At 69.8% G+C, this 13,841-nt stretch carries 15 protein-coding genes; 12 read left to right on the forward strand and 3 right to left on the reverse strand.

What is annotated here, in order from left to right:
- Positions 1–16: 16 nt before the first annotated feature.
- The 8 genes from ALI22I_RS19255 (at position 17) to ALI22I_RS19290 (ending at position 5,930) form a co-directional block, all read left to right on the forward strand.
- The gene (locus ALI22I_RS19255) at positions 17–529 is read left to right on the forward strand and encodes a DinB family protein (RefSeq protein WP_077006897.1); all 513 of its coding nucleotides are present in this window, start codon (positions 17–19) and stop codon (positions 527–529) included.
- Positions 530–737: 208 nt separating this feature from the next.
- Positions 738–2,060: a cell division protein FtsZ gene (gene ftsZ, locus ALI22I_RS19260; protein ID WP_077006898.1), complete on the forward strand. Its 1,323-nt coding sequence runs from the start codon at positions 738–740 to the stop codon at positions 2,058–2,060.
- A 73-nt stretch (positions 2,061–2,133) separates the two neighbouring features.
- A complete protein-coding gene (gene pgeF / locus ALI22I_RS19265) occupies positions 2,134–2,838 on the forward strand; it encodes a peptidoglycan editing factor PgeF (protein ID WP_077006899.1) in 705 nt (234 codons plus the stop codon).
- Positions 2,835–3,533: a YggS family pyridoxal phosphate-dependent enzyme gene (locus ALI22I_RS19270; RefSeq protein ID WP_077006900.1), complete on the forward strand. Its 699-nt coding sequence runs from the start codon at positions 2,835–2,837 to the stop codon at positions 3,531–3,533. Before pgeF ends, ALI22I_RS19270 begins: the two co-directional genes overlap by 4 nt.
- 69 nt (positions 3,534–3,602) lie before the next feature.
- Positions 3,603–4,217 carry a cell division protein SepF gene (locus tag ALI22I_RS19275; protein WP_077006901.1) on the forward strand — a complete coding sequence of 205 codons (615 nt, stop codon included), beginning with the start codon at positions 3,603–3,605 and terminating at the stop codon, positions 4,215–4,217.
- A 20-nt stretch (positions 4,218–4,237) separates the two neighbouring features.
- Entirely contained in the window at positions 4,238–4,522 is a 285-nt protein-coding gene (locus ALI22I_RS19280; RefSeq protein ID WP_033437765.1) for a YggT family protein, read from the forward strand.
- 45 nt (positions 4,523–4,567) lie between these two features.
- The gene (wag31, locus tag ALI22I_RS19285; protein ID WP_077006902.1) at positions 4,568–5,383 is read left to right on the forward strand and encodes a DivIVA-like cell division protein Wag31; all 816 of its coding nucleotides are present in this window, start codon (positions 4,568–4,570) and stop codon (positions 5,381–5,383) included.
- Positions 5,384–5,411: 28 nt separating this feature from the next.
- On the forward strand, positions 5,412–5,930 hold the full coding sequence (locus ALI22I_RS19290) for a hypothetical protein (protein ID WP_077006903.1): 519 nt from the start codon (positions 5,412–5,414) through the stop codon (positions 5,928–5,930).
- On the opposite strand, the gene ALI22I_RS19295 is transcribed toward ALI22I_RS19290, so the two are convergent.
- On the reverse strand, positions 5,927–6,430 hold the full coding sequence (locus ALI22I_RS19295; protein ID WP_077006904.1) for a hypothetical protein: 504 nt from the start codon (positions 6,428–6,430) through the stop codon (positions 5,927–5,929). The two genes, ALI22I_RS19290 and ALI22I_RS19295, sit on opposite strands and share 4 nt — an antisense overlap.
- A 345-nt stretch (positions 6,431–6,775) precedes the next feature.
- Between ALI22I_RS19295 and ileS the strand changes: the two genes are divergently transcribed.
- Entirely contained in the window at positions 6,776–9,883 is a 3,108-nt protein-coding gene (gene ileS / locus ALI22I_RS19300; protein WP_077006905.1) for an isoleucine--tRNA ligase, read from the forward strand.
- Between the two features lie 198 nt (positions 9,884–10,081).
- Here ileS and ALI22I_RS19305 read toward each other — a convergent pair whose 3' ends face one another.
- Together ALI22I_RS19305 and ALI22I_RS50960 are read right to left on the reverse strand one after the other, a co-directional pair.
- Positions 10,082–10,648: an RNA polymerase sigma factor gene (locus ALI22I_RS19305; RefSeq protein ID WP_077006983.1), complete on the reverse strand. Its 567-nt coding sequence runs from the start codon at positions 10,646–10,648 to the stop codon at positions 10,082–10,084.
- A 101-nt stretch (positions 10,649–10,749) separates the two neighbouring features.
- Positions 10,750–10,926 (reverse strand): hypothetical protein, encoded by a 177-nt coding sequence (locus ALI22I_RS50960; RefSeq protein ID WP_179118277.1) that lies wholly within the window; start codon positions 10,924–10,926, stop codon positions 10,750–10,752.
- 430 nt (positions 10,927–11,356) lie between these two features.
- Here ALI22I_RS50960 and ALI22I_RS19310 point away from each other — a divergent pair, with 430 nt between their 5' ends.
- From ALI22I_RS19310 to ALI22I_RS19320, 3 genes are all read left to right on the forward strand, one after another.
- On the forward strand, positions 11,357–11,905 hold the full coding sequence (locus ALI22I_RS19310) for a TetR/AcrR family transcriptional regulator (protein WP_238598444.1): 549 nt from the start codon (positions 11,357–11,359) through the stop codon (positions 11,903–11,905).
- Positions 11,898–12,185 (forward strand): DUF167 domain-containing protein, encoded by a 288-nt coding sequence (locus ALI22I_RS19315; RefSeq protein ID WP_077006906.1) that lies wholly within the window; start codon positions 11,898–11,900, stop codon positions 12,183–12,185. Before ALI22I_RS19310 ends, ALI22I_RS19315 begins: the two co-directional genes overlap by 8 nt.
- A 143-nt stretch (positions 12,186–12,328) precedes the next feature.
- Positions 12,329–13,801: a potassium/proton antiporter gene (locus ALI22I_RS19320; RefSeq protein ID WP_143532300.1), complete on the forward strand. Its 1,473-nt coding sequence runs from the start codon at positions 12,329–12,331 to the stop codon at positions 13,799–13,801.
- Positions 13,802–13,841 lie beyond the last annotated feature (40 nt).

Raw genomic sequence — 13,841 nt, forward strand, 5'->3', positions numbered from 1 at the left:
CGGGGATACTCCGGCGGTGACTCAGACGCCGGTGGACAACCGGATCCAGCTGGACTTCACCGGCGACGAGCGGACCCTGCTCACGGGTTTTCTGGACTTCCTGCGCGGCACGATCGAGCTGAAGTGCGCCGGTCTGTCCGAAGAGGACGCACGGCGTTCGGTGCTCCCGTCGCAGCTCAACACGGCCGCGGGCATCGTCAAGCACCTGCGGTGGGTGGAGGCCTACTGGTTCGAGAGCGCCATCGGCGGTAAGCCCGACGCGGCGCCCTACAGCCGGGAGGACCCGGACGCCGATTGGCGCATCGAGCCGGGCGAGACGATCTCGGGATTGCTCGCCGACTACGCTGAGCAGTGCACGGCGAGTCGCGAACTCGTCGCGGGGCTCGATCTCGACCACGAGGTGGCGTTCCGGGGCGACAAGGTGCTTTCCGTGCGCTGGGTGCTGATCCACATGATCGAGGAAACGGGTCGGCACGCGGGCCACCTGGACGTGGTGCGGGAACTGCTCGACGGGGTGACCGGCGAGTAGGCACTCTCACCCGGTCGGGACACAACACGGCGTGGCTGCTGGACCGAGGCATTTTCGGTGCATAACGTCCAGCAGGAACATACGGGGTTGACATAACTCTGAACCTCTGGTTGAGAGTTTCAATCCGGGTGGAGATCCGTCCGGGCTGTGACACCGGTGGTCATCCACTCCAGCACATGAGCACGGACACGATCAGGAAGGCGGACCGATGACGCCCCCGCACAACTACCTCGCGGTGATAAAGGTCGTCGGCATCGGCGGTGGCGGTGTCAACGCCGTCAACCGCATGATCGAGGTCGGGCTCAAGGGCGTCGAGTTCATCGCGGTGAACACCGACGCCCAGGCGCTGCTCATGTCGGATGCCGACGTGAAGCTCGACATCGGCCGCGAACTCACCCGCGGCCTCGGCGCCGGCGCCAATCCCGAAGTCGGCCACAAGGCCGCCGAAGACCACCGTGAAGAGATCGAGGAAGTCCTCAAGGGCGCGGACATGGTGTTCGTGACCGCCGGCGAAGGCGGCGGCACGGGCACCGGTGGCGCGCCCGTGGTGGCCTCGATCGCACGCAAACTCGGCGCGTTGACCATCGGTGTGGTCACGCGACCGTTCTCGTTCGAGGGCAAGCGCCGCGCCAAACAGGCCGAAGAGGGCATCCAGGCGCTGCGCAACGAGTGCGACACCCTCATCGTGATCCCCAACGACCGGCTGCTCCAGCTCGGCGACATCGGCGTCTCGCTGATGGACGCGTTCCGCTCCGCGGACGAGGTGCTGCTGTCCGGTGTCCAGGGCATCACCGACCTGATCACCACCCCCGGTCTGATCAACCTCGACTTCGCGGACGTCAAGAGCGTCATGTCCGGCGCGGGCAGTGCCCTCATGGGCATCGGCTCCGCGCGGGGCGAGGGCAGAGCGGTCCAGGCCGCCCAGAAGGCGATCAACTCACCGCTGCTGGAAGCGTCGATGGAGGGTGCGCACGGTGTGCTGCTCTCGATCGCCGGTGGCAGCGACCTAGGGCTGTTCGAGATCAACGAGTCGGCCTCGCTGGTGCAGGAGGCCGCACACCCCGACGCGAACATCATCTTCGGCACGGTCATCGACGACTCGCTCGGTGACGAGGTCCGTGTGACGGTGATCGCGGCGGGTTTTGACAGTGGCGGGCCGACCCACAAGAAGTTGGAGCCCCAGGCTCTGTCCAGCCCGCCGCGTGGCACGCCCGTGGCCACGGCCACCGCGGGTCAGTTGAACCACACCCCGCCGCAGCCGGTGCAACCGGTGCAGCAGCAGGTGGAACACCAGCACGTGGAACACCAGCAACAGCCCTCGGTCGTGCCGCCCCGGCCGACCGTGCCGCAGCAGCCGCAGCCCAGCCAGGGCAACGGCCAGGCCCCGTACTCCGCACCGCAGCCGACCATGCCCAGGTCGCTGTCGCCGGGGATGCCGGGCACCAACAGCGGGTCGTTGCCGAACCGGGCCGTGCCGGTGACCGACGACCCCGACGACGAGGTGGACGTGCCGCCGTTCATGCGGCGGTAAGCCCAGGCACGTGACAGCGCCGCGTCGTCCCACTGCGGGACGGCGCGGCGCTGTCGTCTGGGAAGCTGGTGGTGTGCGTATCCGTCGTGTCGTGACCACCCGCGAGGGCGGCGTGTCGAAACCGCCCTACGACTCCTTCAACCTGGGCGACCACGTTGGTGACGACCCCGCCGCCGTCGCCGCCAACCGCCGCCGGCTGGCCGAGGGGATCGGGCTCAGCCCGGACCGGCTGGTCTGGATGGAACAGGTGCACGGCCGGACGGTCGGGGTGGTCGACGGGCCCGTCGCGGAGCCGCTGGAGGCCACTGACGCCGTGGTGACGGCCCAGGAGCGGCTGGGGCTGGTGGTGCTGACCGCCGACTGCGTGCCGGTGCTGCTGGGTGACCCGGAGGCGGGCGTGATCGGCGCCGTCCACGCCGGACGCGTCGGCGCACGGGTCGGCATCGTCCCGGCGGCCCTGGACCGCATGGTCGAGCTGGGCGCCCGGAAGGACCGCATCGAGGTGCTGCTGGGGCCGTCCATCTGCGGCAAGTGCTACGAGGTGCCCGCCGCGATGCGCGCCGACGTGGAGAAGCACCTGCCGGGCAGCGCGTCGAAGACCCGCTCCGGCAAACCGGCCCTCGACCTGCAGGCCGGCATCTGGCAGCAGCTCGCCGACGCGGGCGTCGGCAGGATCGGCGTCGACCCGCGCTGCACGTTCGAGGACAAGACGCTGTTCAGCCACCGCCGCGAACCGGGAACGGGGCGGATCGCGGGCGTCATCTGGATGGAATCGTGAACCGGCGCGAGGAGCTGGCCCTGTCGTTGGCCGAGGTCAGGGAACGCATCGCCAAGGCCTGCGCGGCCGCCGGCCGGTCACCGGACGAGGTGGGCCTGCTGGCCGTCACCAAGACGTTCCCGGCCGAGGACGTGGCGATCCTGAGCGACCTCGGGCTCACCGACTTCGCCGAGAACCGCGACCAGGAGGCCGGCCGCAAGACGGCCGAGTTCGCCGAGCTGCGGCCGGGCGCGCCGGCGAAGTGGCACATGGTCGGCTCGCTCCAGCGCAACAAGGCCAAGTCCGTCCTGCGCTGGGCCGACCGAATCGACACGGTCGACTCGACCCGGCTCGCCGACGCCGTCGCCAAGGCCGCCACCAAGCCGACCGAGGTGCTCATCCAGGTCAGCATCGACGGCGACGAGGCGCGCGGCGGCCATCCGATCGGTGACCTTCCGCGACTGGCCGATCACGTAGCACTACGGAGTGAACTTCTGCTGCGAGGTGTGATGACCGTCGCACCACTGGGCATGTCTCCACAGCAGGCGTTTGCCGCTCTATACCTAGCGGTAACCCGCTTGCGGGACGATCATCCCGATGCCACCGTGATCTCGGCGGGGATGAGCGGTGACCTGGAGGATGCGATCGCGCACGGATCGACGTGCGTGCGTGTCGGAACAGCGTTGCTCGGCAGCCGGAGACTAGCCTCGCCGTAACTGTCGGGAACCTCTGGGACGGCCGCGACGTCCTTGCGGGTAGGGATCGGCGGAGGAAGGGCTCTAGCCATGAGCGGGTTTCACAAGCTGAAGGCCTACTTCGGGATGGTTCCCGCCGAGTACGCCGACGACCCGGCCGCCTACGAGGACGACCGGCGCTACGCGGACTACCGGTCCGAGTACACCGAGTCGGACGACTACGAGTACCCCGAGCAGCGGACCGCCCGTCGCCGCCCGGTCAACGGCTACCGCGCGGAGCTCGACGAGGCGGAGGACTACGAGCCCGAGCGCGGCGCACGCCCGCGTCGTTCCTGGAGCCCGGAGACGCACGGCGCGCTGGCCGTGGAGCCGCAGCGTGAGCCCGTGAACAGGCCGCGACCGACCGCCGAGCCCGCGGCCCACCCGCTGGCCCGCATCACCACGCTGCACCCGCGCAGCTACAACGAGGCGCGGACCATCGGCGAGCACTACCGCGACGGCACACCGGTGATCATGAACCTCACCGATATGAACGACGCGGACGCCAAGCGGCTGGTCGATTTCGCGGCCGGTCTGGCCTTCGCGCTGCGCGGCTCGATCGACAAGGTCACGAACAAGGTGTTCCTTCTCTCACCTCCGAACGTCGACGTGACGGCGGAGGACCGGAGGCGGCTCGCGGAGGGTGGGTTCCTCAACCAGGGCTGAGTGGTGGCACAGTTGACGATGTGGATGCCCTCTGGCTCGTGGTCTACTACGTGTTGTTCTCGTTCTGGCTGCTGCTCACGGCGCGTGTCGTCGTGGAGCTCGTCCGTAGTTTCGCCAGGGGATGGCGGCCTGCGGGCGGTGTCGCGGTGGCGCTTGAGACCGTCTACACCGTGACCGATCCTCCGGTCCGCTTGCTGCGTCGGATCATCCCGACCGTGCGGATCGGGGGCATCGGTCTGGACTTGTCCATTATTGTGCTGTTGCTGGTCGTTATCATTCTGATGCGAGTAGCCGATCCCAGGTGAGGGGACCAGGGATGTCCACAGCCCAGGAGTGCGTGAGGTGATCTGATGCCGTTGACCCCCGCGGACGTGCACAACGTCGCGTTCAGCAAGCCGCCGATTGGCAAGCGGGGCTACAACGAGGACGAGGTGGACGCGTTCCTCGACCTGGTTGAGGGCGAGCTCGCCCGCCTGATCGAGGAGAACAACGACCTGCGCCAGCAGGTCGAGCAGCTCGACCAGCAGGTCGAGACCGCACGTGCCGACCTCGAAGACGCCCGGGCGAAGGTTGCCGCAGGCGTCGGCCCCAGCCGCGTCGTCGACGAGCCACGCAGGCTCGCCCCGGTGCCACCCCCCTCGGCCCTGGAACAGACTTCGCCGGGTGGTGGTGGTGACCACCACGTCCAGGCCGCCAAGGTGCTCGGTCTGGCCCAGGAGATGGCCGACCGGCTCACCGGGGAGGCCAAGGCCGAGGCCGATGGGATGCTCTCGGAGGCCCGGACGAAGTCCGAGCAGCTGTTGTCCGAGGCGCGGTCCAAGGCCGACACCATGGTCAACGAGGCGCGCACGCGTGCCGAGACGATGCTGAACGACGCGCGGACCCGGTCCGAGACGTTGGAGCGGCAGGCCCGTGAGAAGGCCAGCGCGCTCGACCGCGACGCTCAGCGCAAGCACGCCGAGGTGATGGGCAACATCACCCAGGAGAAGAACACGCTCGAAAAGCAGATCGACAAGCTGCAGACCTTCGAGCGCGAGTACCGGACCAGGCTCAAGACGATGCTCGAGTCGTCGCTGCGCGACCTGCAGGACCGCGGCCCCGCCGCACCGTCCGACAGCCGCCAGCAGGGCGGGTACTCCTTCGGTGCACGCGCCGAGGCCGGCTGATCGGCGTCGTTGATCTAGTCTGCCGGACGTGCTCTACATAGTTCTGCTGTTGGTGCTGGTAGCCCTGGGGTTGCTCGTGCCCGCGCTGACCGCCGACCAGACGTTCTGGGCGTGGTTGTCCGTGGGTGCGAGCGGGGCCGCCGCCGTGGTCTTGGTGCTCGACTGGTGGCTTCGCCGCCGGTCGGGCGCCCCGGCTGCGGGCACCGGCACTGTTGATCACCAGGGTAGCGCCGGTGATCAACAGGCTGTACCGGAGGGGGTGGTGGCCACCCCGAGTTCACCCGGTCAGGTGGATGTCGAGCCTGACGAGGAGGACACGGACGCCGCCGACTCCCTGGTCGTGAGCGACCTCACCGACGAGGTGCGGGTGCTGGACGAACGTCCGCGCTACCACTTGGTCGAGTGCACGTGGCTCGCTTCACGGCCGACCTTGGCCCTCCCGGTCGACGAGGCCCGGCAGCTGGGCTTCACCCCGTGCGCGGTGTGCCGCCCGGACTCCGGCCTCGCGGCCCGCAAGCGGGCCGCGGGCCAGTCGGAGCCTGCCTAGCTGCTCAGCGTGGCGTGCGCGGAGAACGCCGGCGCGTCCGGAGCACCGCAGCGCTGCTCCACTTCCACGTCGACATCCGTCAGCCGCCCGGTCACCGGGTCGCGCTCGATGCTGTTGACGGTGAAGGTCCCGTACACCGGGGCGCAGGCGAGGCCGCGCGAGACCACCATCAAGCCCGGGTTGCTCGCGGTCGAACGCATCCGGACGTCGGTGTAGGTGCCGACCTCCAGCGGCACGTTGCCGGGCGCCGTCAGTTCGATCGCGACGTAGTCCGCGTTCGAGACCGTGTCCTCGTCGATCCGGAGCACGTTCACCTCGCGCTCGTAGATCCGTACCTCGTACGCCGGGGTGGACCAGTAGGCCTCCCGGCCGTCCACCGGGAAGGACCCGGCTTCGGCGTGGAACTTGAACGTGGCCACGCGCTCCTCCTGCGCCACGGCCGGTGCGGCCAGGGCCGGCACGGCGGCCACGGCCAGTAAGAGCGCAATCGTCCGCTTCACGGTGTTCCCCCTCGTATCGCGGCCCCGGAGTGATCGGGACCTGCTCTGCCAGCCTCCCGACAGGCCCGGACGGGTCGCATGGGGGAACTACTCAAAGTGGTTTGCGCCGTTCGGCTACCCTGGGTGGTAGCACGGCGTTGATCCGGCCATCACCGGGGAGCCTCCGGAAGAACGGGCGCGTGCCCCAGTGGGACGCGCCTCAGTAGAACCGGACGGGAGCGGCCCGTCACAGCCGTCGAAGAGAGGCCAGAGCCTTCGTGCCCTGGCAAGCGGGGTGGTACCGCGGTGCGCCGTGACCGGCGTGTCGTCCCCGTGAGCCGGTTGACGCACGCGAGGAGCTGCACGATGGCCTACCCGAAGGCAGGCGAGGGGTCCGTTCCCTCCCAGCCGTCCTTCCCCGCCCTCGAAGAGGGTGTGCTCGACTTCTGGAAGTCGGACCAGACCTTCCAGGCGTCGATCGACGCCCGTCCGGCCGGGGACAACGGGTCCAACGAGTTCGTCTTCTACGACGGCCCGCCGTTCGCCAACGGCCTGCCGCACTACGGCCACCTGCTCACCGGCTACGTCAAGGACGTCGTCCCGCGCTACCAGACCATGCGCGGCAAGCACGTCGAACGCCGGTTCGGCTGGGACACCCACGGCCTGCCCGCCGAGGTCGAGGCGGAGAAGCAGCTCGGGTTCTCGTCGAAGAGCGAGATCGAGGCGTTCGGCATCGAGAAGTTCAACGAGGCCTGCCGCGCGTCGGTGCTGCAGTACACCGGCCAGTGGCGCGACTACGTGACCCGGCAGGCCCGCTGGGTGGACTTCGACAACGACTACAAGACCCTCGACCTGGACTACATGGAAAGCGTCATGTGGGCCTTCAAGACCCTCTGGGACAAGGGCCTGGTCTACGAGGGCTTCCGGGTGCTCTGGTACTGCTGGCGCTGCGAGACGCCGCTGTCCAACACCGAGACCAAGATGGACGACACCTACCGGGACCGGCAGGACCCGGCGGTCACCGTCGGCCTGCGCCTGGAGACCGGCGAGCTGGCCCTGGTCTGGACGACGACGCCGTGGACGCTGCCGTCCAACCTGGCCGCCGCCGTGCACCCGGACGTGGACTACGTGACCGTCGAGGCCAACGGCGAGCGCTACCTGCTCGCCGAGGCCCGCGTGCCCGCGTACGCCCGTGAGCTGGGCGAGGAGCCGCCGGTCGTGGCCCGGTACAAGGGCGCCGACCTGGTCGGGCGCAAGTACGCGCCGCCGTTCGACTTCTTCGTCGGCCGGGAGAACGCCCACCAGGTGCTGGCCGCCGACTACGTCACCACCGAGGACGGCACGGGCCTGGTGCACATCGCCCCCGCCTTCGGCGAGGACGACAAGCTCGTCACCGACGCGGCGGGCATCGAGGTCGTCGTGCCGGTCGACGCGCACGGCCGGTTCACCGCCGAGGTGCCGCCGTACGAGGGGCAGCAGGTCTTCGACGCGAACAAGCCGATCATCCGCGACCTGAAGGCAGCGGGCCTGCTGCTGCGCCACGAGACCTACGACCACCCGTACCCGCACTGCTGGCGGTGCGACAACGCGCTGATCCAGCGCGCGGTGTCGTCGTGGTTCGTCGCGGTCTCGCAGTTCAAGGACCGCATGGTCGAGCTGAACCAGCAGATCAACTGGGTGCCCGAGCACATCAAGGACGGCCAGTTCGGCAAGTGGCTGGAGAACGCCCGCGACTGGAACATCTCCCGCAACCGGTTCTGGGGCTCGCCGATCCCGGTGTGGGTGTCGGACGACCCGGCGTACCCGCGGGTGGACGTCTACGGCTCGCTGGACGAGCTGGAGCGCGACTTCGGCGTGCGCCCGGACGACCTGCACCGGCCCACGATCGACAACCTGACCAGGCCGAACCCGGACGACCCGACCGGGCAGTCGGTGATGCGGCGGGTGCCGGAGGTGCTGGACTGCTGGTTCGAGTCCGGCTCGATGTCGTTCGCCCAGGTCCACTACCCGTTCAAGAACGCGCAGTGGTTCGAGGACCACTACCCGGGCGACTTCATCGTCGAGTACAACGGCCAGACGCGCGGCTGGTTCTACACCATGCACGTGCTGGCGACGGCGTTGTTCGACCGGCCGGCGTTCCGCAACTGCGTGGCGCACGGGATCGTGCTGGGTGACGACGGGCAGAAGATGTCCAAGTCGCGCAAGAACTACCCGGACGTCAACGAGGTGTTCGACCGGGACGGCTCGGACGCCATGCGGTGGTTCCTGATGGCGTCGCCGATCCTGCGCGGCGGCGACCTGGTGGTGACCGAGCGCGGTATCCGTGACGCGGTGCGGCAGGCCGTGCTGCCGTTGTGGAACTCCTGGTACTTCCTGGCCCTGTACGCCAACGCGGACGGGGTGGAGGGGACTTGGCGGACTTCCTCGCCGCACGTGCTGGACCGGTACGTGCTGGCGAAGACGCACGACCTGGTGGCCACCGTCACCGGTCAGCTGGACGAGTACGACATCTCGGGTGCGTGCGCGTCGATCCGGGAGTTCCTGGAGGTGCTGACCAACTGGTACGTGCGCCGTTCGCGGGACCGGTTCTGGGCGGGGGAGCAGGACGCGATCGACACCCTGCACACCGTGCTGGAGGTGGTGAGCCGGGTGGCCGCGCCGCTGCTGCCGCTGACCACCGAGTCGGTGTGGCGGGGACTGACCGGCGGCCGGTCGGTGCACCTGACCGACTGGCCCTCCGTCGACGACCTGCCGGCGGACGACGCGCTGGTGGCGGCGATGGACCAGGTGCGGCAGGTGGCGTCCACGGCGTTGTCGCTGCGCAAGTCGAACAAGCTGCGCGTGCGGTTGCCGTTGGCGAAGCTGGTGATCGCTTCCGGTGACGTGGCGCAGCTGGAGGCGTTCACCGAGGTGCTGCGGGACGAGGTGAACGTCAAGGAGGTCGAGCTGACCACGGACGTGGACGCGCACGGCCACTTCCAGCTGGCGGTCAACGCGCGTGCCGCCGGGCCCCGGCTCGGGCCGGACGTGCAGAAGGTCATCAAGGCGGTGAAGGCCGGTGACTGGGAGGAAGTGGACGGCAAGGTCGTCGCGGCCGGGATCGAGCTGTTCCCGGAGGAGTACGAGCAGCGGCTGGTCGCCACCGACCAGGGCGCGACGGCGGCGCTGCCGAACAGCGGCGGCCTGGTCGTGCTGGACACCGTGGTGACGGAGGACCTGGCGGCCGAGGGCATCGCCCGTGACCTGGTGCGGGTGGTGCAGCAGGCGCGCAAGGACGCCGACCTGGACGTCTCGGACCGGATCACCCTGACGTTGCAGCTGCCGCCCGCCGTCGAGGCCGCGGTGCGCCGCTTCGAGGCGTTCCTGAAGGAGGAAACCCTCACCGAGGCGGTCGAGTACGGCGAGGTCGCCGAGGGCTCGGACGGTGTCGTCGGCGAAGGCCAGAAGGTCCGGGTCGCGGTCACCCGGGTCTGATCGGGTCTGATCGCTCGGGGGCTGACCGCCCCGGGGCTGATCGCTCACGCAGGGGTCCCCGCCAAGGGGACCCCTGCTTTTATCCTGCCGGCGAGGTCTGACAATTTCGGGCGGCCGGCCACGCCCTGTGGACAACCGGCAGTCGGCCGGTGGCCCTGTGGACGAAGCCGCCGTGAGACCGGTCGTCACCGCACGTGGTCACAGGACACCGTCGTCTTCCAGGCGTTGGCGCAGGCTGGCCAGGCAGCGGCCGCGGGTGGGGCCGATGGAGCCACGGGGCATGGAGAGGGCTTCGGCGACGGCGCGGTATTCGGCTCGGCCGGCCAGGACGGTGAGGCGGAGGAGTTCCTGGCAGCGGCGGGACATGGTGTTGAAGGCTTGCCAGAGGCGGCGGTCGCGGTCGTCCCGGAGGGCTTCGGGTTCCGGTAGCCAGCGGTCGTCGGGCATGTCCATGGCGGAGTCGGTGGACAGGGCGGGGCGGCCGTTGCGGTCCCGCCAGGCTCGCTGCGATTCGCGGCGGGTGGCGACGATCAGCCAGCCGGCCACGGCACGGGGTTCCGCCAGGCGGTCGAGGTGGCGCAGGAGACTCAGCCAGACGGTTTGCACCACGTCCTCGGCGGTGGCCTGGTCCAGGCCGTTGCCCCTGGCCACGTGCCAGACCAACGGGGTCAGTTCAGCCACCAGGGAGTCCAGCGCGGCCCGTGAACCGGCGCGTGCGGCCACGACCAGGGCGGCCTGGCGCTCGTACTTCGAGGCCTGCGCCATGATCGCCGCCACGCCGAGGTCGTCCGTCCCCGGGTCCTCCGGGACGGCTTCGGTCAGCTCGGCACGCAGGTGGTCCGGTCGAGGGTCCAAGTCGTCCGCCATCACGTCTCCTTCCCGCGCTGGGAGCCCCGCACCCGTCGCTCCCCGTTGCCGACCCGCTCGCTGACGTCCGGCAGGTTCGCCACGGCGGCCGGCGTGCTGATCAGCTCGTGCCACGTCTCGGCGTCCCGCTGCTCGGGCATCAGGATGCGGTACGTGCCGCGCTGCCGGGCGACCACCTCGTCGGTCAGGCCACCCGGCCGCTCCCCGCCGGCGGGCCTGGTCCACCGGCAGGTTGCGGATCGTCTTCACCAGCCAAGCACGTCTGGGCGCGGGCTCGATCACCGGCCAGTTCCGCGACGCGCCGACGAACGCCTCCTGCACGGCGGACCGGGGGTGGAGGAATCCGGTCAAGCGGGTTTCTCGGCGCTCCTCTCGGCCACCGCGCGGAGCAAGCGCACCCACGGGGACCACCTGGCCGGGTGAACGGCGGGTGGCCGGCGGCGCGGGCCGCGTTGTCGAGCAGGTCCTCGACGAGCGCGTCGTGCAACCATCCGGTCGACCAGGTGCGCGCTGTCGGATATCTGCCTGGTGTGCACGTTCTCGATCATCACGACCTCCTCCGTACGGGGCCGTATGGTCCGCTACCGTACGGTAGCGTATGGAGTCGTGGCACGGCGGACGCAGGACGACTGGACCGGGGTGGCGCTGCGGGCGCTGGCCGAGGGCGGGGTGGCGGCGGTCGCGGTGGAACCGCTCGCGGCACGGCTCGGTGCCACCAAGGGCAGCGCCTACTGGCACTTCCCCAACCGGGAAGCCCTGCTCAAGGCCACCCTCGAACGCTGGGAACGCGAGAACACCGAGGCCGTGACCGACATCTTGGACTCGGTGCCGGAACCGCTGGACAAGCTGCGGCTGCTGTTCGCCACCGTGCTGGAGAACGTCGAGGACAGCGCGGTCGAGTTGGCCATGCTCGCGGCCAAGGACCACCCGGCGGTGGCGCCGGTGCTCGCACGGGTCACCGACCGTCGCATCGGCTACCTGGAGGAGCTGTTCGGTCAACTCGGCTTCGCGGCCGGCGTCGCGCGCCAACGGGCCGTGCTGGCCTACTCCGTCTATCTGGGGCAGGCCCAACTGCTGTCGTCCATGCCGAAGGTGTTCAAGACGCGGCGCGCGTTGCTGGACGAGACGCTCGCCGTGGTGATGTGCCGTGCCTGAGGCCGGTACGTTCCGGTTCGCGATCCGGGTCAAGCCGGGCGCGAAGCGCGAGGCCGTCGGCGGCCGGTGGGGTGACGGCGCGTTGGTCGTCGCGGTCGCCGCGCCCGCCGTGGAGGGCAAGGCGAACGAGGCCGTGCGCAAGGCGTTGGCGAAGGCGTTCGGCGTGCGCAAGCAGGACGTCGAGGTGATCGCGGGCGAACGCGGGCGGGACAAGGTCGTGCAGGTGGACCCCGCCCCCGCCGGCGCGTCCGAAGTGTTGGCGCGGCTGCTCGCCGACTGACTGTCCGTTGTGGACAGAAGAGGTGCGTGGTTCCCGTCGGTGACGACTGTGTGTCGTTCCGGATTCGTCCATCTCGGTGTCACCAGGGAGAATGACTCCGTCGGGTGACAACAGTGCCGAAGTGTGGAGGTCGAGTGGGTGGTGTGACGGGCTTCCTCGGCATCGCCGCCGCGGTTCTCCTGCTTTCGGTCATCGCGGTCAGGGTGTCGATCCGGCTCGGCTTGCCGTCCCTCCTGCTCTACCTCGGCATCGGCGTGCTGCTCGGCGAGGCCGTGCTGGGCATCCAGTTCGAGGACGCGGACCTGACCCGGTCGCTGGGCACGGTCGCGCTGGTGATGATCCTCACCGAGGGCGGTCTCACCACCCGGTGGAGTGAGGTGAGACCCGCGCTGGGCGTCGGTCTCGCACTGTCCACTGTGTCCGTCGGCGTGAGCATCGCGGTCACCGGGTTCGCGCTGCACTTCCTGCTGGACATGGACTGGCGCACCGCGCTGCTGTGGGGCGCGGTGCTGTCGTCCACCGACGCCGCCGCCGTGTTCAGCGTGCTGCGCGGGGTGGGCGTGGGCAAGAAGCTCATCGGCCCGCTGGAGTTGGAGTCCGGCATCAACGACGCGCCGGTCTACATCGCCGTCGTGCTGCTCGCCTCACCCGACCCGATCACGTGGACCGCGCCGCTGCTGATGCTCTACGAACTCGTCGCGGGCGCGTTGATCGGCATCGGGCTCGGCTGGCTGGGCGGTGTCGGGCTGCGCCGGGCCGCGCTGCCCGCCACCGGTCTGTACCCGCTGGCCACGGTCGCGGTGTGCGTGCTCGCCTACACCGCGGGCGACCTCGCGCACGCGTCCGGTTTCCTCGCCGTCTACATCTCCGCGCTCGTGCTCGGCAACGCCCGGCTGCCGCACCGGGCCGACACCCTGTCGTTCGCCGAGGGGCTGGGCTGGCTCGCGCAGATCGGCCTGTTCGTGCTGCTCGGCCTGTACGCCTCGCCCGGCAGGCTGCTCGACGCGCTGGTGCCGGCGCTGGTGGCGGGCGCGGTGCTGGTGCTGTTCGCCCGGCCGCTGTCGGTGGTGTTCGCGGCGCTGCCGTTCCGGGTGCCGTGGCGGGAACAGGTGTTCATCTCCTGGTCCGGGCTGCGCGGGGCGGTGCCGATCGTGTTCGCGCTGATCCCGTTGATCCAGGGTGTGTCGGGCGCGCAACAGCTGGTCGACGCGGTGTTCGTGCTGGTCGTGGTGCTGACCGTGGTGCAGGGCACGAGCCTGCCGTGGCTGGCCAAGTGGCTGAAGCTGGTCAAGTCCGGTGAGGCGCAGGAAGTGCAGGTCGACTCGTCGGCGCTGGACGAACTGGGCGCGGAGCTGCTCCAGGTCCGCATCCAGAGGGGCTCCAAGCTGCACGGCGTGTACCTGTCCGAACTGCGGCTGCCGCCGGGGTCGTCGGTGAGCCTGGTGGTCCGCGACGACGCGGGCTTCACCCCGCAGCCGACGACCCGCTTGCAGGAGCACGACCAGCTGCTGGTCGTGTGCACCGAGGCCATGCGCACGGCGACCGAGCAGCGCATCCGCGCCGTGGACCGCGCGGGCCGGTTCGCCCGGTGGAAGGGCGACGTCGGGCTGCCCTGATCCGGGCCTGCCTCCCAGGATGTGAACGCCTCTCGACGTG

This window comes from Saccharothrix sp. ALI-22-I (genome assembly GCF_001984175.1).
Lineage (GTDB): Bacteria > Actinomycetota > Actinomycetes > Mycobacteriales > Pseudonocardiaceae > Actinosynnema.